Origin of the sequence: Sphingobium sp. CECT 9361, from assembly GCF_918741285.1 — a bacterium.
GTDB lineage: Bacteria > Pseudomonadota > Alphaproteobacteria > Sphingomonadales > Sphingomonadaceae > Sphingobium.
Genome location: NZ_CAKKNC010000022.1, coordinates 1 through 20,726, shown reverse-complemented (window position 1 = coordinate 20,726; position 20,726 = coordinate 1). Strand labels below are relative to the sequence as shown.

Here is a 20,726-nt window from a genome sequence, read left to right as displayed (position 1 = left end):
ACATTTGCCGACTGGAGACCTGAACATGGCTGACATCTTGAACTTCGATTGGGAAGACGCGCTCGGCCTCGCCGGGCAATTGACGGAAGAGGAAACGCTCATCCAGTCGTCGGCACGGGCCTATGCGCAGTCGGAGTTGCAACCGCGCGCTATCGAGGCTTTCGAGCGTGAGCATACCGATCCCGAAATCTTCCGCGAAATGGGCAGGCAGGGGCTGCTCGGCGTAACTATCCCTGAGGCCTATGGTGGGTCGGGCGCAGGCTATGTCTCGTACGGTCTGGTCGCGCGCGAAGTCGAACGGGTCGACTCCGGCTACCGCTCGATGATGAGCGTCCAGTCTAGCCTGGTGATGTTCCCGATCCATGAATATGGCTCCGAGGAGCAGCGCCGTCGTTATCTGCCGGGTCTTGCTTCGGGTGAACTCATCGGCTGCTTCGGCCTTACCGAGCCCGACGCAGGTTCTGACCCGGGTGGCATGCGCACTTATGCGCGCAAGGTCGATGGCGGCGGCTACTGCCTGAGCGGGGCCAAGACCTGGATCAGCAATGCGCCCATTGCAGACGTGTTCGTCGTCTGGGCGAAGTCGGAGGCCCATGGCGGCGCGATCCGTGGGTTCATCCTCGACAAGGGTATGCCCGGCCTGTCCGCACCGGCCATCAAGGGCAAGTTGTCGCTGCGCGCCTCGATCACGGGCATGATCAACCTGGACGATGTGGTCGTGCCCGAAGAAGCACTTCTGCCTAACGTAGAGGGGCTCAAGGGCCCATTCGGCTGCCTTAACCGGGCGCGCTACGGCATCTCGTGGGGGGCCATGGGTGCCGGCGAGTTCTGCTATGCCGCTGCGCGGCAGTATGGCTTGGATCGCAAGCAGTTCGGGCGCCCGTTGGCGGCGACCCAGCTTTACCAGAAGAAGCTGGCAGACATGGTGACCGAGATTTCCCTCGGCCTGCAGGCCTCGCTCCGGGTGGGACGGACCATGGACGAAGGCGCCTTTGCCCCCGAGATCATCTCGCTGGTAAAGCGCAACAACGTCGGCAAGGCGCTCGACATTGCCCGCCACGCCCGCGACATGCACGGCGGCAACGGCATTTCAGGCGAGTATCAGGTGATCCGCCACATGCTGAACCTCGAAACGGTCAACACCTACGAGGGTGCGCATGACGTCCATGCACTGATCCTCGGGCGGGGCATCACCGGCATCGCGGCCTTCTAGCATGGAACAGGCGCCATATCCGGGCCTCAAGGTCGTCGAATTGGCCAGGATACTGGCTGGGCCCTGGGCCGGTCAGATCCTTGCCGATCTCGGCGCAGACGTCCTCAAGATCGAATCCCCAGCGGGTGATGACACGAGGCGATGGGGGCCGCCCTTCGTCGAATATGCCGACGGGGAGCGGGATGCTGCCTATTTCCACAGCGCCAATCGTGGCAAGCGGTCGCTGGTGCTTGATTTCGCGCAACCGGACGAATGCCGGAAGGCGCAGGAGCTTGCGGCCGGGGCCGACGTGGTCATCGAGAACTTTAAGACCGGAGGTCTCGTCCGCTTTAACCTTGACTATGAGTCCCTGTCAAAGCGCAATCCGGGGCTGATCTACTGTTCGATTACCGGTTTCGGGCAGGATGGCCCCTACGCCGATCGCGCGGGCTACGATTTCGTCGTGCAGGGCATGAGCGGCATCATGGATCTGACCGGACAGCCAGACGGCGAGCCCAACAAGATCGGCGTTGCCTATGCCGATATCATGACCGGGCTTTATGCGACCATTGCGATCCAGGCGGCGCTTGCCTCACGTGCTGTTACCGGCAAGGGCCAGCATATCGACATAGCCCTGTTCGACGTGATGGTAGGAACCCTGGCGAACCAGGCCATGAACTATCTTGTCTCGGGTACGCCGCCGATGCGGATCGGGAATGCCCATCCCAATATATCGCCGTACGAGGTGTTCCGTACTGCTGATGGTTGGGCGATCATCGCGGTCGGTAATGACCGGCAATTCAAGGCGCTTTGCAGTACGCTCGGCCTTGACGTCACCAGCGACTACGCGACAAATCCGCAGCGCGTCGCCAATCGTGATCCCTTGCATGCGCTTCTGGAGCAGCGGACCTCGACTTGGGCGCGCGACGCGCTGCTTTCGCAACTGCAAGTGGCAGGAGTTCCCGTGGCTCCGATCAATACCGTGGCCGATGCTTTTGCCGACCCGCAAATCCGGCATCGGGGTCTCCAACTCGACCTGACGGCTGAAGATGGCACCCCCATACCCAGCGTTGGATTTCCGGTCCGCTTCTCGGACCTGAAAATCGGCGCAGCAATGCCATCGCCCCGTCTCGGGGACGCCGCATCGGATTGTTGACCAGCAGATCGCTACAACCTGTTTCACCCTGACTGAGCCGACGACACTCTCGAGTGTCGTCGGCTCCCTTTTGCTTGTCCGCGGTGTAAAAGGCCTGCGCGGAAGGGTGAGATATTGCAGGGACGGATCGCGCGCTGCGTCCGACTTAGGCGACCAATTCTTTGAGCGGCACGCTGGCGTCGGCCAGTTGCTCCGGCGAGAGCTGGGCGCGGGCTTCGACCAGTTTCTTGCCCTGCACATAGTCCTTGACCACGTTCACGCAATCGAGCGCGATGACCTTGCCGCCCTGGAGATAGACCACCGAGAACGAGCGTGCGGCGGGATCGCCGCGCAGCACCGCGTTGTCATGGCCGGTCGAGAGGCCGACCGTCTGCAGGCGCAAATCGTACTGGTTGGACCAGAACCACGGCGTGGCCTTGTAGGGCACAGGCTCGCCGCAGATGTCCTTCGCTGCGGTGGTGGCCATGTCGTTCGCGTTCTGGACGGATTCGAGGCGGATCACCGTGCCGTCGGCAAAATCGTTGGTATGGGCCGCGCAATCGCCGATCGCGTAGACGTCGGGCAGCGAGGTGCGGCAGAATTCGTCGACGTCGACGCCATTGCCGCCCGAGGCGCCAGCTGAGAGCAGCGGGCTGACGCAGGGGATGATGCCGATGCCGACGATCACGATGTCGGCGGGCAGCACCGAGCCGTCCTGCATCTTCACGCCGGTGACTTTGGTTCCGTCACCCTCGATGCAGTCCATCGCCGCACCGGTGCGCAGGTCAACGCCATGAGCGCGGTGTTCGGCCTGGTAAAATTTGGACAGTGCCTCGCCGGCCACCCGGGCGAGCACGCGCGGAAGCGCTTCGAGCAGGGTGACCTGCACGTCGAACTTGGTGAGGACCGCAGCGGCTTCGAGGCCGATGTAGCCGCCGCCAACGACCACGGCGCGCTTTGCTCCCTCATCGAGTTCGCTCATCAGGCGATCGGCATCTTCCTTGGTGCGGACGGCGTGGACGCCCTTGAGGTCCGCGCCCATGCACGACAGGCGGCGTGGATCGCCACCGGTAGCCCAGATCAGCCTACCGTAGCCGATCTCGCTGCCGTCACCGAGCTTGACGGTGTGCGCGGCGGGATCGAGCGAGACGACTTCGGCGCCGAGCTTCATCTCGACAGCCTTGTCCTCCCAGAACTGCGCCGGGCGGATGCAGATTCGATCGAAAGTCTTGGTGCGCGCGAGGTATTCCTTCGACAGCGGCGGACGCTCGTAGGGAATTTCGGGTTCGCGGCCGATGACGAGGATGTGGCCTTCAAAGCCGTTCTGGCGCAGCGCGATGGCCGCCTGTGCGCCGCCGTGCCCAGCGCCCACGATGATGACGTCTGCCTGCTCCATCTAGAATCCTTCCGACTGATTTCTCGCCAATCCGATAGAACAACGGGCGGCCCAACCAGACCGCCCGTCGAATGCGACCATGATACCCGGTCTAAGCGCTTTCTTGCCAGACCGTCCGCCTCAGGCCAGGCAGGGCTATCTGACCGCAACCTCGAGCGCCGCTTCGAGAATGTCGAGGCCTTCGGCAAGGATTGCGTCGGGAATGGTAAGGGCCGGAAGGAGCCGGATCACGTTGAAGCGCGTACCGCACACGAGCGAAATGAGTCCGCGCTTTTCGGCTTCGGCAACAAAGCGCGAGGCGAGTTGCGCATCGGGAGCCTTGCTCACCCGGTCGCTGACCAGTTCGAACGCGATCATCGCGCCGCGGCCGCGGATGTCGCCAATCACTTCCATGCCCTGACGCCTTGCAATGGCGTGGAGCCGGGCAAGGACCTTCTCGCCAATGGCAGTAGCCCGCTCGCAGAGACTTTCTTCCTCGATCACGTCCAGCACGGCATTGGCAGCGGCGACTGCCAGCGGGTTGCCGGCATAGGTGCCCCCCAGACCACCGGGCTGCGCCGCGTCCATCAGGTCAGCCCGGCCAACTACCGCGGACAGAGGGAAGCCGCCGGCCAAACCCTTTGCCATGGTGATGAGGTCGGCCTTGATCCCTGCATGTTCGATGCCGAACATCTTGCCGGTACGTGCCATGCCTGTCTGTACTTCGTCGGCAATCAGGACGATACCGTGCTTGTCGGCAAGGGCCCGCAGGCCCTGAAGGAAGGGGATTGGCGCAGGGACAAACCCACCTTCGCCCTGCAACGGTTCGACGATGAACGCGGCGACCCGGCTCGGATCGACGTCGGACGCGAACAGCGCCTCGATGCTGGCCAGCGCTTCTTCGACGGTGATGCCGAGATACTCATTCGGGAAGATGCCGTGGTAGATGTCGGCGGGGAAGGGGCCAAATCCCTTCTTGTAGGGAACGACCTTCCCGGTAAGCGCCATGCCGAGCATCGTGCGGCCGTGGAACGCTCCCGAGAACGCGATGACACCCGTTCGGCCGGTGGCGACGCGCGCGACCTTGATCGCGTTTTCGACGGCTTCCGCCCCGGTCGTCACAAGCATGGTCTTTGCTGGACCGGCCACCGGAGCAATCGCGTTCAGTCGTTCTGCAAGCCGGATGTAGGCTTCGTATGGAGCTACGTGGAAGCATGTGTGGGTGAACTTTTTGGCCTGATCCGCCACGGCGCGCATGACGGCGGGGTGCCGATGGCCGGTGTTGTTGACCGCGATTCCGGCGGCGAAATCGATGAAGCGGCGACCGTCCACGTCCCACAGTTCGGAGTTTTCAGCGCGTTCGGCATAGATGCCTTTGGTGCCGACGCCCTTGGTGACGGCAGCTGCGTGGCGCGCGGCGAGATCGCTGGTCTTGCTCACTTGGGCACTCCTTGGAATCGTGGGTCATTGCAGAATGACTGCCAACTAGCATGAAGCTAAAATAATGGCAACTGCCATCAATTTATAGTCAGTGACACTTGGCCGCTTTCGTGCCACGGCACTTGAAGGGCGGCGAAATGACCTGTAGCGGGTGGCTTCTTCCGCCTGTGCCACCATCATTTTGATGGCCCGGCGTCATCTTTCGGGGTGTATCAGATGGACGAGAATTTCGACGTAGGCGCACGGTTGCGCGAGCTGCGCGTCAAGTCGGGTATATCCCAGCGGGCTCTCGCCGAACGCGCTGGGGTGCCTCATGGCCAGATCTCCTTGATAGAAACCAACCGTAACAGTCCTTCCGTGGCAACGCTCCGCCGTATTCTGGGTGGCCTGCCAATGACGCTTGGCCAATTCTTCGAGCCGGACCGAACCAACGCCAAGGACGTGTTCTTTTCCGAAGGCGACCTGATCGACCTGACTTCGAAGCTGCCGGGGACAGCCAAGAAGGGCGAAGGACGCATTTCGCTCAGGCAGGTCGGCGATGCTCACGCGCACGGATTGCAAATCATGCATGAGCGGTACGGCCCCGGCGCCGATACAGGAGCGTCGATGCTCGACCATTCAGCCCACGAGGGCGGGATCGTCATTTCCGGGCGGATCGAGATAACGGTCGGATCGCAGAAGCGCGTGCTCACGGCGGGAGCAGCCTATCTGTTCGACAGCAAGGTGCCACACCGCTTCCGTAATCCCAGCGGCACGGAAGATGCAGTCATCGTGTCGGCGTGTACACCTCCCTATCTCTGATAGATGGACTGCTCTTGGGGAGCGGTATCATGCCGCCGCGCCGTACATGGACTTGACCTCGAGGAACTCCTCAACACCGAAGCGGCCCCACTCGCGACCGTTACCGGACATCTTGTAGCCGCCGAAGGGGGCGGCAGAGTCGAGCGAGGCGCCATTGATGTGGACCATCCCGGTCCGCAGCTGCCGAGCGACGTCAACGGCGCGTGTATGGTCGGCTGACCAAACATAGCCAGACAGGCCATATTCGCTATCGTTTGCGATCGCAATTGCTTCGTCAAGTGAGGAATAGGTCATGATTGCTAGGACCGGTCCGAAGACTTCTTCTCTTGCGACCGTCATGGCCGGGCTCACGCGCCCGAAGACTGTTGGCTTGACGTAGAATCCCTTTTCCGGGAGCCCGTCCAGGCCGGTTCCTCCGGCGACGAGCTCGCCCCCCTCATCGAGTGCGACCTGGATGAAGCGGCGCACGCGCTCGTACTGGCTCCGGTTCGCGATAGGACCCATGTCGACATCCTCGCCGGCGGGACCGACGCGAATGGATCCGGCAACCCGAGCCGCGACTTCAATGACCGTGCTGTACAATTGCTCGGGTACGATCAGGCGGCTTGGAGCATTGCATGACTGCCCGCTGTTCAGCATCATCGAGCGCACGCTGGCGGTGACTGCTTTCTCGACATCGGCATCATCCAGCAGGATGTTGGCAGACTTGCCGCCAAGCTCGAGCGCGACCCGCTTCACAGTGGGCGCCGCCGCTTGGCTGATGGCTATGCCAGCCCGCGTCGAGCCGGTGAAGGATACCATGTCCACGTCAGGGTGAGAACACAGCGGAGCGCCAACGTCGGGGCCATCGCCATGAATCAGATTGAACACCCCGGCAGGCACGCCAACCGTGTCCATGATCTCAGCGAGGATAACGGCATCGAACGGGGCCAACTCGCTCGGCTTGAGCACCATCGTACAACCGGCGGCGAGCGCTGGTGCGACTTTCGTCGCGATCTGGTTCATCGGCCAGTTCCACGGCGTGATGAGGGCGCAAACGCCCACCGGCTCGCGGCGCAGCAATGTGGAGCCCAGCCTTTCCTCAAATGGGTAGTCACGCAGGATGCGGATGGCTTCGGCGAAATGCTGCGTTCCTGAAGGGGCCTGCGCGCCGCGGGCGAGGCTCACGGGAGCCCCCATGGCGACGGAGATTGCCTCGGCGATTTCGTCATTCCGGCGCTGGAGCTCTGCGTCGATAGCTTCAAGCAATGCAAGTCGATCATTCCGGCTGGTCAGGGAAAAGCTGATAAAGGACTTGCGCGCTGCCGCTACCGCCTCTTCAACATCATGTGCGGCGCCAAGGGCAACATGACCTGCCACAGTTTGATCAGACGGATTGACGACATCCCGCCATCTGGATTCATCCTGATCAAGCCAGCGGCCGTTAATGTAGAAACGGGTTGCATTGAACATGCCAAATACCTTCAATTCAAGGTGTTATGGGGCTGCGCGAGACCGCGAAATGCCCGCAAGGCAGCCCACAAGGTGATAGCCAGCAATAGGAGAACGATCCCTCCAATCGCACCGGAACCACCTGCGACCCACAGATATCCGGCGACGACCGGCGCCGCAGCTAGGCCTGCCATAACGGCACTGCCAGCTGCCGCGACGATGCGGCCCTCTGGGTCAAGCTCGGCGGCAAGTGCATTCAAGAAGGAAAGGGCAAAGAAGTAGGTTGCGACTACGCAAAGCACGCTGCCCGCGAAAAGATAGGCGTTTCCACCGGACTGACTCAGCGCGAAGGTGTTGGTACCGGCCGCCATAACCCCTAGCGCAAGGGGAATGCGCAACCCAAACCGATTTCCGATGAATGCTGCCAAGGCGGGTCCTGCCAACCCCAGGATCGCCGCCGCTGTCAGGAATTGACCGATAACGCCCGGCTGAAAACCTGCGCTCGCTCCGATTCTCTCAGTGAAGGCCCAAGTCATAGTATCGCGCATCGAGAAGCAGAAGATAGCGAGCACCATCCAGATGCCGCTTTTGGAGAACGCACTGCCGGCTTTCTCAGGCCCCAACTGCGCCTGCGTTGCCGCATCCCCTATGACCGCAGGTAGCCATCCTTGTAGCGGCGCAAGGCAGGCAATCGTCGCTGCAAAGCCCATGTAGACACCTGCTTGGCCGAATTGGGCGGACAGGGCCGAAAAGCTGAGTGTCACGAGTACCATCAGCGCTACGAACAGAAGGGACATGTGGCTCGCGAACTTCTCGGGCTTGCTGGCCATCGCGATGGTCGCGTTGCCGGTGGCCAGAGCAAGCCCGGCGCCGAGGCCGGCAAGAGGGCGGAGCAGCAGCAGGTGAGAGTAGGTGCCGTAAAGTGCGCAAAGCACGTTCATCACGATGACAAACACACTTGCACCGAGAGCAACGCGGCGCCGGTCGATGCGTCCTACGCGCGGTGCGAGAAACATCGAAGTTGCCACCACGCCAACGAACTCGAGTGTCCCTAGGAGCCCGGCCTGGGACTCGTTGATTCCAAGAGTTTCCATGTTGGCACCAACAGCGAAAGGCAGCGCGATCAGCGAAAGCAGCCCTACCCCATTCGCGGCTGAAAAAGCGGCCAGTAACATTTTAAGATATCCGGCCTTTGTCAGGTCCGGTCGGGCAGGCTGCACCGTCGCGGATTCAGATAGCATGTAATCCCACCCCGATCGTTTAGGCCGAAGAAGCTTCGAGTCTTCTCCGCTTCCGTCCGCGTTTGAGCAAACCGGGGTGGCCTTGCGCCAATTGACGCACGCCACCCCGACAAGGCATTAATAGGTTACGCCGACGGATAAGCCGTAAGTCCGTTGGCGTGCGAACTTGCGGATAGTGTAACCTAGCGTCGAGAGATCGAAAATGGAGTTGATATAGGCCTTGTTGCCGATGTTCTCGACAAAGGCCGCCACCTTCCAGCGTCCCGCCGCAGGCGAAAGCGTCACGCTGGCGTTGTGAACCCAGAACGACGGTGCTTCGACCACCGGTGAATTGACGACGTTGTAATACCGACGATCGGAGTAATTTCCATCATATTGAACTGCCAGAGCGTACTCGCCCAGATCAAAGGACTTGCGCGCCAACCAGTTCAGCTTCCACTTCGGCGAGTTGATGGGCCGCTGGTCCTGCACGCCCGTCGGGGTCACCACATCCTCGACCTTGGCGTCGAGATAGGAGATGCCGCCCACGAGATCGATCCCGCGCCCCGGCGTGGCCACGATTTCAAGCTCTCCGCCCTTGAAGTTGCCCTGCTTGTTGAGGATCACCGAAGTGAGGCCGCTGAACAGGAAGGTCTGGAAGTTCTTATAATCGTAATAGAATGCGCTGCCGTTTATGCGCAGTCCCGGCATGATGCGCGACTTGAAGCCCAGTTCGTAGGCATAGAGGTTTTCGGGCCTGTAGGGCAGCTGATCGGGCCGCAGCAGGCCATCGAGCGGAACGGTGAAACCGCCGCCCTTGAGGCCCTTGCTCGCGCTTGCGTAGACCAGGGTGCCGGGCGAGACCTTCCAGTCGATCTCGAAACGGCCGGACCAGTCATTGCCTTTCTGCGTGAGACCGATGGATTGCCCCGCCGCACCGAGCGCATTTATGATGTCCGGCGAATTGAGAAAGCCGTCAAAGGCGCAGGCACCAGCAACGTTCTCGACGCACGAGCCGAACAGATTCAGACGCCTGTCATCCCAAGTCCAGCGCGCGCCGGCAATCAGGGTGACCGCGGGCGAAAGATCCTGTTCAGCCTGGAAGAACAAGGCCGCGGTTTTTGTCTTGACCTGATAGGCGCTGGTCGGCGTTGCCGAGGAGACGGTCTGGGGGAATGCTACAGGGTCGAAGAGGTTGGCAAGCGTCGGCAGTGAGAAGCGCGTGTTGTACTTGCCATCAAGCTGCAGAAGGTAGACGCCGCCGACCCACCTGAATGCTCCGAGGTCGTCATTGATGCGAAGTTCTTGCGACAACTGCTCCGAGTTCTCGCGGGCGTCGTAGAAGGCCTGCGCAAATGGAGTGGAGTCGGTGTCCTCCAGGTAGTAAGACTGAACCTTAGTAAAGTCGGTAAGCGAGTTGAGCGTCAGGTCACCAAGGTTCTGCCGTAGGCTGAGCGTGAACCCGTAGACGTCCTTGTCCATCCGGCCGATCACGTCGGGCGACGCAGTCCAAGGATTCTTGTCAGCTTCGCGGTAGCCGTAAAAATCCTTGCCTGCGCCGCTTCCGTAAATGTCGACATTCGCGGGCACAAACTGACTGCTACCATTGGCATCGACATAGGACGGCACGGGGTCATAGATGCCGTCGCGTGACCGCTCGCGGAAGCCGCGGGCGATGAATCGGACTTCCGTGTCGGAGCTTGGAGCGTACAGAAGTTGGAAACGGCCGGCCAGGCGGTTCTGTGCGCCGAGGCGAGGGCCACCGTTCAGGTTTTCGACGTTGCCATCATCGCGCGTGAAGAACCCCGAAAGGCGGGCGGAAAGGTTTTCGGCAACCGGTCCGCTGATGTAGGCTTCGGCACGCACCTGATTGAAGCGGCCGTAGCCCAGTTCGCCACCGGCTTCGAACTTGTCCGCCGGCTTCTTGCTGAGGAAGTGGACCAGGCCACCCGTTGCATTGCGACCGAACAGCGTTCCTTGCGGCCCGCGGAGAACTTCGACGCGCTCAAGGTCGAACGAAGGGAAGCTGCCAGCGGTCGCTGCGCCTGAATAGACGCCGTCAAAATAGACCGCGCTCGGGGTTTCGTGGTGTGCGGCAAAGTCACTGTTGCCCGAGCCGCGGATGGTGATGACGCTTACCGCCGAACCTGCCGCCTTGGCGATGGTCACGCCCGGCGTGACGAGGGCGAGCTTTTCAGGTTCGTTGATGCGCAGGTTCGTCAACTGCTCTCCACTGAGTGCAGTGATCGAGATACCGACCTTACTGGCCGCCTCTGTGCGCCGCGTGGCGGTAACGACGATTTCCTGGGAGAAAACGGAGTTGTTCTCACTGGCGGTGTCCGTGGATTCAGTGGTCGTCTGTGCGTATGCGGATCCGCACACAAAGATCGAGGCACTCACGAGCAGTCGCGCTGCGGTGCGCAGATGACGTTTGGATGATGAACTGTACCCCATTTGTAACCCCCTATGCCGGCAATGCTGTTTGCATTTCTCCACAGCGTTAAGGTAAGCAAACATTATGCCAGACCGATAAAGCACTGTATTTCCTAACGAAGTTCTTGAAGCTTCTTTTTTATCGGTGCAAGACTGCTGCAAACCTGCAGCGCAGTAAGCAAATCCGCTGCATAGGTTGAAACGCCTCAGTAGTGATGCGGATATGCGCATTCAACTTTGCATGAATGTTTGCATTTCTCCAGCATGCTCATTGTGAAGAGATCTCGCCGGCAGGCAATTATCTTTTAAAACCGGCAGATCACAGAGTGTTTCGGGATCTGGCACGAACTTTGCTGGACCATCCTCAACCGCATTGGAGTGAGGAAGCCATGGCAAATACGGCCGAACTGAGAAGCGATACGGCGCCTTTCCTGGATGTCAGCAGCCCGGATTTTTCGATCAGATCAGAAGAGGTGATCGCGGCACGCGAAGCATCCTGGTATGCGAAAACGCCGTACGGGATCGCCATTCTACGCTACAGCGAGATGAGCCGCCTCATCCCCAGCCGCAAGCTGCGTCAAGGCAGTTATGCCTGGCCCGCTCACAACAACGCGACCGGCACATTCGCGGATTGGTGGATGCGCATGCTCCTTTCGCAGGAAGGCGCAGAGCACGGCCGCCTGCGCGCCATGGCTGCCCCCGCTTTCGCACCGGAACTTATCACCTCGCTCAAACCCAAGTTCGAGGCACTGGCCAACGAACTGATCGACGCCTTCGAGCAGGATGGCCGATGCGAGTTCATGGAAGCGTTCGCCGAACCTTATGCCGCACGCGTTGTCCTGACCCTAATTGACCTGCCGCACGATAATTGGCGCGAATTTGCCGACATCGCGGTGGAAATGGGCCTCGCCTTGGGCGTCACCTATAAGCAGGACATGGACCGCATCAATGCGGCGACCGACCGCATGTTTCACTATGCCCGCCAAGTTATCGCCGAGCGACGCAGCAAGCCACTCGGCGCGGACTTCCTGAGCAGCCTTATCCGGGCTCAGGATGGCGGCGCCAATCCGCTCACCGAGCAGGAAGTCTATGACATGGTCGTGCTGACTATCTTCGGCGGCATCGATACCACGCGCAACCAGCTTGGCTTGGCAATGGACACCTTCGTGCGTCATCCCGAGCAATGGGCCCTGTTGCGCCAGCGCCCCGAACTCGCCTCGGCCGCTGTTGAGGAAGTCATGCGCTACCGCCCCACGGTCACGTGGGTGACTCGCGAAGCGGTCGATGATTTCGAATTCCAGGGACTGCATATCCCCAAGGGCTGCACCATCCACATGTTCTCGCAGTCTGCAGGCTCAGACCCCCGCGTCCACGAGAATAGCGGGTTCGACATTACCGCGGAGCGCACCCGCAGGCACTTCGGCTTTGGCGGCGGTATTCACCATTGTCTCGGCCACTTCATCGCTCGCGGTGACATGACGGAAGCCTTGGCCATCCTGTCTCGGCGCGTGCTCAATCCCCGGTTCGACGGGGAACCCAGCTACCTTCCCGATAGCGGCAACACCGGACCGATACAGATGCCGATCGCCTTCGATCGCGCAGCGGGTTGATCGGGTCAAAGCAAGTTAAAATATGGGGAGAACACGTGTGAGCAAGGAGCTTGCCTCGCAGGATTGCGAAGCGAACGACTTCGAGGTCGTTCACGTCGGACAGTTTGACTACGCCGGAATTTTCAGGGAGCGCCGCCTGCGCCGCGCATCGTTCGAGGCATGGGCGCGCGCACCCAAGTTTGCCAATACGCTAGCCAAGTGGGATTCTGCGGACAGCCTTTTCGCCGACGGCCCGCATCTCACCGAAGACGTTGCGATCGACTGGGATTCGCTGCGGCGTTGGTCGTTCGAGAACAAGGCGGCCCTCGTCATCGCCGACTTCTCGGGTGAATCCAGGGAGTTGATGCCCCGCGGCGTACTAGCCGGGCAAATCGAACGGGCCGCAGCCCTGGGTTTTGACGTCAAGGCCGCATTCGAATTCGAGTTTCTGCTGCTCAACGAAAATGCGCAATCGCTGCGTTCGTCCGGCTATGCCTCGCCGGCGCGCTTTGCACCCGACAACAAGTGCTGGTCCGGCCAGACTGCTGCCGAGCATGCTGCACTTGTCGCCGGGCTCGAACAGACCGTCGAGGCAAATGACATCGCACTTTTCAGCATAGCCGGCGAATTGGGTCCGGGCTGCTTCGAGGCCACCCTGGGCGCCACGACCGGACTCCGCGCCGCTGATGATGCAGCGCTGTTCCGGCAGGTGACGCGAGCTTTTGCCCGTCAGCGCGACATGACAGCCAGCTTCATGCCGTTCCTTGGGGAAGGATATCCCGGCCTCGGCGGCCACCTCAACCTCTCGTTAATCGACCGTGCCACCGGCAATAATCTGTTCAGCGCCTCATCTGGACAAACCAACCAGCTTGCCCAGCACTTCATTGCGGGCATGGCCGACGTTGTACCAGAAGCTTTTGCGCTCTGTGCGCACACGGTCAACGCCTTCCGGCGTTTCGCTCCTGGAAGCTGGGCCCCAAAATCGCTGACCTGGGCCGAATGGACATTCACCACTGCCATCCGCTCCGCGCCCTCCGTGCACGATGATGCACGCCTTGAGTTCCGCCTGCCCGGCGCGGACTGCAACCCGCACCTCACTTTAGCGCTGATGCTGGGAGCGGGCCTTGACGGCATCGAACGCGCGCTCGTAGCGCCTAAACCTGCAGGCGATCTTGGGCCCGACGATATCCAGTCTGGCGCCGCCCGCCTTCCGGCGAACCTTGCCGATGCGGCCGACCGGCTCTCGGCAAGCGACAAGGCTCGCAGGCTGTTCGGCGACGCCTTCGTCGATCGTTTCTCCACCGCATGCCGCAAGGAACATGCTGCTCTCGCCCGCGCTGTAAGCGCGCAGGAGCTCGCCCGCTACATCGAAGGCTAATCAGAAAATCTGTTTTCAAGAGGAAATACAATGGCAAACACCATCTCCGATCTCGACGCCTACATCGCAAACGAAGAGAGGCAGGTGCGCGTCCGAGAAATCGGCGAAAAGATGGAGCGGCTCGGGATCAAGCACGTCTTCTTCCAGTTCGTGTCCGTCACCGGCCGTGTGATGGGTAAGTCCGTGCCCGCACCGCACTGGCAATCCATCGCCAACAAGGGCGTGCAGCTGTGGTATGGCGCGGTAGCTGACGTCCAGGTTGACCGCCGTGGCAATTACATTGGATATTCGTCCAATGCCGCCGAGCTGGTCGCCGTGCCTGACGTCGACACCTTCTGTCAGCTGCCTTGGGACAAGACCAGCGCGCGCGTGTTTTGCGTTCTGTTCCGTCACCGCGACGAACCTGAAAACGCCGGTAGCTATCTGACCTCCGACTGCCGCGGAAACCTGCTACGCATCCACAAAGAGTTCAAGCAGAAGCACGGCATGGAACTGCGCCTTGGCTGCGAACCCGAAATGATGTGGCTCAAGCGCGGGCCCGATGGCTCGTTTGCCGGTGGCACCACCAAGCCGTTTGCCTACCACATCGAGCAGTTCCAGCAGCTGGCCCCGGTCATCGCACGCGTTCACGAATATGCCGAAGCGATGGGCCTCGACATGATCCAGGGCGACCACGAAGACGCGCCCGGGCAGCTTGAACTTAATTTCATGTTCGACGACGTACTGCGCACGGCTGACCGCCTGACCACCTATCGCCAGATCTGCGCGCAGGTTGCCCGCGAGTTCAACCTGATCGCGACCTTCATGACGAAACCCTTCCAAGGGGTTTCCGCCAATGGCTGCCACCACAACGTTTCGCTGTGGAAGGGCGGCGAGGATGCGGTCGTCCGCATGGGCCACGATGATCTGCCGGGCGCAGATCAGGTGTTCTCCTACCGCAAGGGCGGCCGCAACATGTTCTTGCGGGAGAGCAACGAATGGATGCCCGACGAGGTCGGCCTACACTGCATCGGCGGCCTGATCGAACACTTGCCCGCGCTTACCGCAATCGGTTCCTCGACCGTCAATTCCTACCGCCGCATGAGCGATACCGGATACTGGGCCCCAATCTATGCCGACTGGGGCATGCAGAACCGCACCGTCGGCGTGCGCGTTTCCGCACCGGGGCGCGTGGAATATCGCGCGGTCGACAGCCTGGTAAACCCCTACCTTATGGGTGCGGGCCTGCTCAAGGCGTTCGACGATGGCCTCACCCGCAATTTGGACCCAGGCACGCCCGAGCAGCGTAACATCTATGAAGCCATGGAAGCCGGCAAGGAAGTCCGCCGCCTGCCCACTGACCTCCGCGATGCGCTCGACGCGCTTGCTGCAGACCCGGTCGTGCTTGGCGCGATGCCTGGCGACATGGAGCGCTGCTTCTTCCACCTCAAGCGCGATGAATGGGACCGCTTCATGTCCACGGTTACGCAGTGGGACTACGATCGTTTCCTCGAGATGCTGCCCTGATGACGAACGACGGTTCGAAAGAGTACTGGCCATCTGGCCGGAGCAGCGAACGGCGGCGGGTCGCGTATATCGCGCAACTAGCCGTGCCGCCGGGGCTGGACGAGGCATGCTTCGCGCGTCTGCTCGGTGGAGCCGACGAGGCGGCAGCATTTTCCGGCCTCGTCGAGTACCTGGGATGGAACGACCGCATTGACCTGTGCCCGGTTCACGCCGATCGCGGGGAGTTGCCCAACGATGACTACGACGCGGTAATCGTCGGCGGGAGCATCGCCTCGGTCAATGACGGCTTACCTTGGCAGGCGACTCTGCTCGAATGGCTCCGTCGCTTCCGCAACACGGGAAAGCCTTTGCTCGGTATCTGTGGGGGGCATCAACTAGTTGCTCAAGCCTTGGGTGGCGGGGTTTCGAAACGCGATATCGGGCCAGTTCTTGGCACGCTTCCGATCGAACTGACCGATGCTGGGAAAGGGCACTGGCTCTTTTCCGGCATGGGCGCGGCGCCCATGTTCCAGTTTGCGCACTTCGACCATGTCACCACCGTTCCTGCCGACGGTACGGTGCTTGGAAACCGCGACGGTACAGTCGCTGCGGTCGACTACGGCAAGGGTTGGGTGACAACACAGTTCCACCCCGAAGTTAGCTGTGACAGGCTGGCGAGCTACTGGCATACTCTGACAGGAGACGAGACCTTGCGTTTCAGCTTTGTACCAGGCTCGCAACGCCTGATTGACAACTTCTTCGCCAAGGCCTTGGGGAAGGTCGCATGAGCAGAGGATCAACCTTGCCGCTGGTCGGCCTCGTTTCCGATCTGCGTCCCCTCGACGGCATGCCCTACCACGTCCAGGGTGCCAAGTATGTGGACGCCATCGCGAGCTACGCGCAGTGCGTTCCGGTCGGCCTTGCCCCACTCGATTCGGCACACGCGATGGAGAGCCTCATCTCCCGGCTCGACGGCTTTGTCTTCAGCGGCAGCACATCGAACATTCTGCCCTCTGAATATGGGTCAGCTGCTGAAATGCCGCCCTATGATCCGTCACGGGATCGGTTTGCTTTGCCCCTCGTGCGGATGGCGCTGGATAGGGGGCTGCCTTCGCTGTTCATCTGCAGGGGCTATCAGGAGTTGAACGTCGCCTTGGGTGGTACGCTCGAGCCCGATCTTGCTTCGATGGATCAAAGCATCGCACACCACCCGCCTGCGCAATTGCCCTATGAAGAGCGCTACAGCACGCTGCACGAGGTGGCCCTGAAGCCCGGCTCGCCCTTGCTGGAGGTTTTTGGGGCACCCGCCTTCCGGGTCAACTCGCTCCATTACCAGGGCCTGGGCAAAGTTGCCGATCGCCTGACGGTCGAAGCCGAAGCTCCGGACGGTTTGCCCGAAGTGGTTTCCGTGCGAGACCATCCCTTTGCCATTGGCGTACAGTGGCATCCGGAATATCGTCCCGACCTCAATCCATGCAACCGGCGGTTGCTGGAGGCATTCGGACGGGCAGTACATGCACACGCTGCGGAAAAGGTGATGGAGTGAAGGCATGAACGCGGGCGGGAGCAGAGATCAAGTTTCCTCGACGAGGGATTTCGACGATGCTGTTAATGCATCGGACGATGTCCTCGTTGACGCCATAACCGCCGACTTGCGCGTCGTTGCGATGAATGCCGAACAGCGCGAATTCCTCGGCGTTGATCTTGCGGCGGCCCTCCTTTCCATTCAAGATCTCTACGAAGTGCCTTCCTGCCAGATCCTGCAGGACATTTTCGAACGCCAGCCTCCTGCCGGCTTTCAGTCGACGGTCGAACTGTCGCTGATCGGCAGGGGCGGGTGTACTGTGGCCACGATCGCGCGCTGCACCATGATGGAGAGCGTCCACGGCAATATCTTACGGGTCAGCAAGATTCCGCTGGGCCTGTTGCACGACGAAAAGATTGAGCTGACGCTGGAAAACCAGATGCTCCGGCGGATCATAGACCACGCAAGGGAAGGGCACTGGTGTATCGAGTTTCTCGAGCCCGTGGACATTCGCTGCGGCAGGGCGGAAATCATCGCCCAGGTCTTCGAGAATGCCTCGGTCTGGAGGCTGACAAACCGGGCTGTCGAACGGATCTACGATCTGCCTGAAGGCACCGGGATCGCACCAGGTGACGTCCGGCTCTACTGGCCGCGAACTGAGAGGAACGAACAGTTCGTCGGCCAGATCGTGGACTGCGGTTTCTACATCGACAGAGCCATCTCCCAGGACCTGCGCGCTGATGGTACTTTGATTTTCTGCGAGAACGACGTCCGGGCCGACATCGAGGACGGCTTCGTTACCCGCATCTGGGGGAACCTGAGTGAACTGGACAGCGCCTTCGAACTCGCCCCGGACGACCTCGTTGAAAGCGGAAACGGCTGAAGCAGGCATGTCGATTCGGTCATCACAGGGATACAGTTGCCTCCTCGATGCAGCACCGGGTCAACTCTTCCTTGATGCCGCGTCACGTCGGGCGCGTAAGGAATTAAGCCGATGAGTTCCCGCACTCGGATTGCCGCGATGGACCTCACCGCGTCCGGCGCACAGCCGCCCGACCGGCAGGCGCTGGACGAAGCATTGCAAGGTCCAGCATTGCGGGCCATTCTGGATGCATCGCGCAATGGTTATGTCATCTTTGACCTCGACGGGAACGTTGCCCTGGTTAACACTACGAGTGAGCGTTTGCTCGGGGTACGCCGAGCAGAAGTGGAGCAGAGACCTGTCGAGCGCTTGCTTCGTAAGTCTCGGGTGCCACTGGATAGTTGGTTCCATGCCACTACGCGCGGCGCTGGCGATACGGTCCTGACCTCTACCGATGGCAGCCGCACAGTCCAGGCGAGCCGTTTTAACATCGCTGTCATGGGCGAGCGCCTCCCCTACCGTCTCCTGACATTTCGTGCGGACTATAACGCGCTGCAAGAGCCCCCTCGCGCGAGGCTTGCCGGTAACCTCGTCTTTCCCCCAAGTCTGGCCGAGCGGCTGGCAAAAGCGCTCAAAGCTCATCAGCGCGGCGCGCGCGTTCTTTTGCTGGGTGAGACAGGCGTCGGCAAGACCGCGATCGCGCGCTATATTCACGACGCCAACAGCAAGGATGGCGCTGCATTCATTCATGTGAACTGCGGCAGCATACCCGAGACATTGTTCGAGTCCGAAATGTTCGGTTACGAACGCGGTGCTTTCACCGGAGCTTTACAGGCGGGAAAGCGCGGTTTTGTCGAAGCGGCGGCAGGAGGAACTCTGTTTCTTGACGAGGTCGGCGAAATTCCGCTGTCCAGCCAGGTAAAACTGCTCAAATTCCTCGAGGATGGAACCGTCCAGCCAGTCGGCTCGTCGATCTCGCGACGTGTCGATACCCGCGTTATTGCCGCAACCAACCGCGACCTTCGCGTGATGGTCCAGCAGCGGCAGTTCCGCACCGATCTGTATTACCGCATCGCCACGTTCCCTGTAACCGTTCCCCGCCTGCGCGATCGGCCTGACAAGGAAAAGCTGCTCGACCGCTTCATCGAACGCGTCAATGCCACGCGCAATCCCAAGCTGCGTCTCAGCGCCCAGTGCCGCGCCGAAATTCTTCGCTCGTCTTTTCCCGGCAACCTGCGTGAGCTTCGCAGCATCGTGGAGTATCTCGACATCGTTGCCGACGAGGTCGCTGAGCTTGAGCATCTGAGCCCAGACGTGTTCGAGACCACAGTTCAAGGCCGGGAACCTAGCGTCCAAATATCTGATGTAGAACTGTCGGACGAGCACCTGAAGGACCAGGTTGCGCGGTTTGAACAGTCCCTAATCGAACGGGCCATCGAACAGCACGGTTCAAAAAGAGAAGCGGCGCGTCACCTCGGGGTCGACATCGCTACTTTGATCCGAAAGCAGAAGCGCGGGCAGGACAACGCATTCGAGGGCGATGAGCACTAGGTCAGCGCAGGATCGCCATGCTGGTCAGTTCGGTGCCGTAGCACATTGGGAAGCGCCGGTTCCGCGATCGCCCAGTCGAGTTCGCGCGCTACCCGCAAGCCCGAGATCGAGGTGTCGGCGATGAGCCGGACACACTCACGGGTAAAATCGTCGACCACGGCGAAGATCCGGAACCTCCGGCCGCACGAGAACGCATCCGACACGAAGTCCAGCGACCAGCGCTGATTGCGCCCTTGCGGGAGCGCCATCGGGGCTCGCGTGCCAAGCGCCCGCTTGCGTCCACCACGACGGCGAACCTGCAGCCTTTCCTCTCGGTACAGCCGCCGGAACTTCTTGTGGTTTATCATCATACCCTCGCGGCCCAGCAGCCAGTGCAGGCGGCGATAGCCGAACCGTCGGCGCTCAGCCGCCAACGCCCGCATCCGCTCACGGATGCCGGCATCGTCACCCCGCCGACTTCGATACCGCACCATCGTCCGGTCTACACCCAGCACATCGCACGCCCGCCGCTGGCTCACCTCGAAGCTCTTCGAGATGCGCCACCGCCTCCCGCTTGGCGGCGGGCGTTACCATTTTTCTGCGCTGATCTCCTTGAGCATGGCGTTGTCCAGCATCTGGCGCTGTGCGCGACCTCATTGAAGCCGGATTGAACTAGCCCGCTGACGCGCGCGCAACCTATGGGATTAGTGGCGCTGTGCCCGCTCCGGATGAGCGGCTTGGGGTGATGCAATGCCGCCACGCCGATGAAGACGAGGCTGAAGCGTCCGGGCTGACCCGGGTGCTTGACGCGCCTTTGGGCATTTGGGGGTGAGCTTGGCGCGATGCTTGTGTGCTTTGGGCGGATCGGCAAAGATGTCGGCATAGGGCCTCGTCGCGTCTGCCGGCACTGATACGGCGACGCTGAGGTAATCGAACCTTGGTTGAGATCCCCTGCTCATGAGGGGGGCGGTACATAGAACGGACCCAGATATACGCTAAGGTTTCGCCGGGCCTTCGACGGCGTGCATCTGGCGAAGCGGCCTGAGGGCCGGCGATGGCGCATCGGGGTCGGTCCAAAGATAATCGCCGGTGAGGTTGATGTGCTGCCATCCGAGCGGCGAAAGGTGTTGCAGCAGGTCCGGCGGGATCGACCGGCCTAGACTGGCAAGATGCATGCGGGCGGCTTGCATGTAGGTCGTATTCGGCCCAGTCGGCCCGAAGCTGCGATTTTGGTCATCTTGGAGAACACGTCGGGAACGGGCTGGTTGTTGTTGACGATCGCCCATGCGAGGAACGACGTTCCGCTCCGATAAGGGAGCGGCGTTATGAG

General features: G+C 61.1%; 16 protein-coding genes and 1 pseudogene. 10 read left to right on the top strand and 7 right to left on the bottom strand.

All coding sequences use genetic code 11. From position 1 onward, the window contains the following. The first annotated feature begins 25 nt into the window (after positions 1–25). Positions 26–1,213, top strand: a complete 1,188-nt coding sequence (locus tag LQ220_RS20795) for an acyl-CoA dehydrogenase (RefSeq protein ID WP_230190032.1) — start codon at positions 26–28, stop codon at positions 1,211–1,213. Position 1,214: 1 nt separating this feature from the next. Then, the gene (locus tag LQ220_RS20790) at positions 1,215–2,348 is read left to right on the top strand and encodes a CaiB/BaiF CoA-transferase family protein (protein ID WP_230190031.1); all 1,134 of its coding nucleotides are present in this window, start codon (positions 1,215–1,217) and stop codon (positions 2,346–2,348) included. 145 nt (positions 2,349–2,493) lie between these two features. Here LQ220_RS20790 and LQ220_RS20785 read toward each other — a convergent pair whose 3' ends face one another. Both LQ220_RS20785 and gabT read right to left on the bottom strand, forming a co-directional pair. Further along, the gene (locus LQ220_RS20785) at positions 2,494–3,723 is read right to left on the bottom strand and encodes an FAD-dependent oxidoreductase (protein ID WP_230190030.1); all 1,230 of its coding nucleotides are present in this window, start codon (positions 3,721–3,723) and stop codon (positions 2,494–2,496) included. A 135-nt stretch (positions 3,724–3,858) separates the two neighbouring features. Further along, positions 3,859–5,142, bottom strand: a complete 1,284-nt coding sequence (gene gabT, locus LQ220_RS20780) for a 4-aminobutyrate--2-oxoglutarate transaminase (RefSeq protein ID WP_230190029.1) — start codon at positions 5,140–5,142, stop codon at positions 3,859–3,861. A 216-nt stretch (positions 5,143–5,358) separates the two neighbouring features. Here gabT and LQ220_RS20775 point away from each other — a divergent pair, with 216 nt between their 5' ends. After that, complete coding sequence (locus LQ220_RS20775) at positions 5,359–5,943, top strand: cupin domain-containing protein (RefSeq protein ID WP_230190028.1); 585 nt, start codon at positions 5,359–5,361, stop codon at positions 5,941–5,943. A gap of 27 nt (positions 5,944–5,970) precedes the next feature. On the opposite strand, the gene LQ220_RS20770 is transcribed toward LQ220_RS20775, so the two are convergent. The 3 genes from LQ220_RS20770 to LQ220_RS20760 form a co-directional block, all read right to left on the bottom strand. Further along, positions 5,971–7,395, bottom strand: coding sequence for an aldehyde dehydrogenase family protein (locus LQ220_RS20770; RefSeq protein ID WP_230190027.1), 1,425 nt, complete (start codon positions 7,393–7,395; stop codon positions 5,971–5,973). Positions 7,396–7,406: 11 nt separating this feature from the next. After that, on the bottom strand, positions 7,407–8,549 hold the full coding sequence (locus tag LQ220_RS20765) for an MFS transporter (protein WP_230190026.1): 1,143 nt from the start codon (positions 8,547–8,549) through the stop codon (positions 7,407–7,409). Between the two features lie 183 nt (positions 8,550–8,732). Further along, positions 8,733–10,994, bottom strand: coding sequence for a TonB-dependent receptor (locus LQ220_RS20760; RefSeq protein ID WP_230190025.1), 2,262 nt, complete (start codon positions 10,992–10,994; stop codon positions 8,733–8,735). A 422-nt stretch (positions 10,995–11,416) separates the two neighbouring features. On the opposite strand from LQ220_RS20760, the gene LQ220_RS20755 reads away from it, so the two are divergent. The 7 genes from LQ220_RS20755 (at position 11,417) to LQ220_RS20725 (ending at position 19,417) form a co-directional block, all read left to right on the top strand. Continuing rightward, a complete protein-coding gene (locus LQ220_RS20755; protein ID WP_230190024.1) occupies positions 11,417–12,637 on the top strand; it encodes a cytochrome P450 in 1,221 nt (406 codons plus the stop codon). Positions 12,638–12,674: 37 nt separating this feature from the next. Continuing rightward, positions 12,675–13,994 carry a glutamine synthetase gene (locus LQ220_RS20750; RefSeq protein WP_230190023.1) on the top strand — a complete coding sequence of 440 codons (1,320 nt, stop codon included), beginning with the start codon at positions 12,675–12,677 and terminating at the stop codon, positions 13,992–13,994. A gap of 30 nt (positions 13,995–14,024) precedes the next feature. Continuing rightward, on the top strand, positions 14,025–15,500 hold the full coding sequence (locus LQ220_RS20745) for a glutamine synthetase family protein (RefSeq protein ID WP_230190022.1): 1,476 nt from the start codon (positions 14,025–14,027) through the stop codon (positions 15,498–15,500). Further along, positions 15,500–16,267 (top strand): type 1 glutamine amidotransferase, encoded by a 768-nt coding sequence (locus LQ220_RS20740; protein ID WP_230190021.1) that lies wholly within the window; start codon positions 15,500–15,502, stop codon positions 16,265–16,267. The genes LQ220_RS20745 and LQ220_RS20740 overlap by 1 nt, the downstream gene beginning before the upstream one ends. Continuing rightward, on the top strand, positions 16,264–17,025 hold the full coding sequence (locus tag LQ220_RS20735) for a gamma-glutamyl-gamma-aminobutyrate hydrolase family protein (RefSeq protein WP_230190020.1): 762 nt from the start codon (positions 16,264–16,266) through the stop codon (positions 17,023–17,025). Before LQ220_RS20740 ends, LQ220_RS20735 begins: the two co-directional genes overlap by 4 nt. A 4-nt stretch (positions 17,026–17,029) precedes the next feature. Continuing rightward, on the top strand, positions 17,030–17,887 hold the full coding sequence (locus tag LQ220_RS20730) for a hypothetical protein (protein ID WP_230190019.1): 858 nt from the start codon (positions 17,030–17,032) through the stop codon (positions 17,885–17,887). A gap of 111 nt (positions 17,888–17,998) precedes the next feature. After that, positions 17,999–19,417: a sigma 54-interacting transcriptional regulator gene (locus LQ220_RS20725; RefSeq protein ID WP_230190018.1), complete on the top strand. Its 1,419-nt coding sequence runs from the start codon at positions 17,999–18,001 to the stop codon at positions 19,415–19,417. A gap of 59 nt (positions 19,418–19,476) precedes the next feature. On the opposite strand, the pseudogene LQ220_RS20720 reads toward LQ220_RS20725, so the two are convergent. Both LQ220_RS20720 and LQ220_RS20715 read right to left on the bottom strand, forming a co-directional pair. Further along, positions 19,477–20,031, bottom strand: a pseudogene (locus LQ220_RS20720) (IS3 family transposase); the annotation flags it as partial. A gap of 360 nt (positions 20,032–20,391) precedes the next feature. After that, the coding region (locus tag LQ220_RS20715; protein ID WP_230190017.1) for a Tn3 family transposase at positions 20,392–20,726 on the bottom strand (335 nt) is incomplete at its 5' end.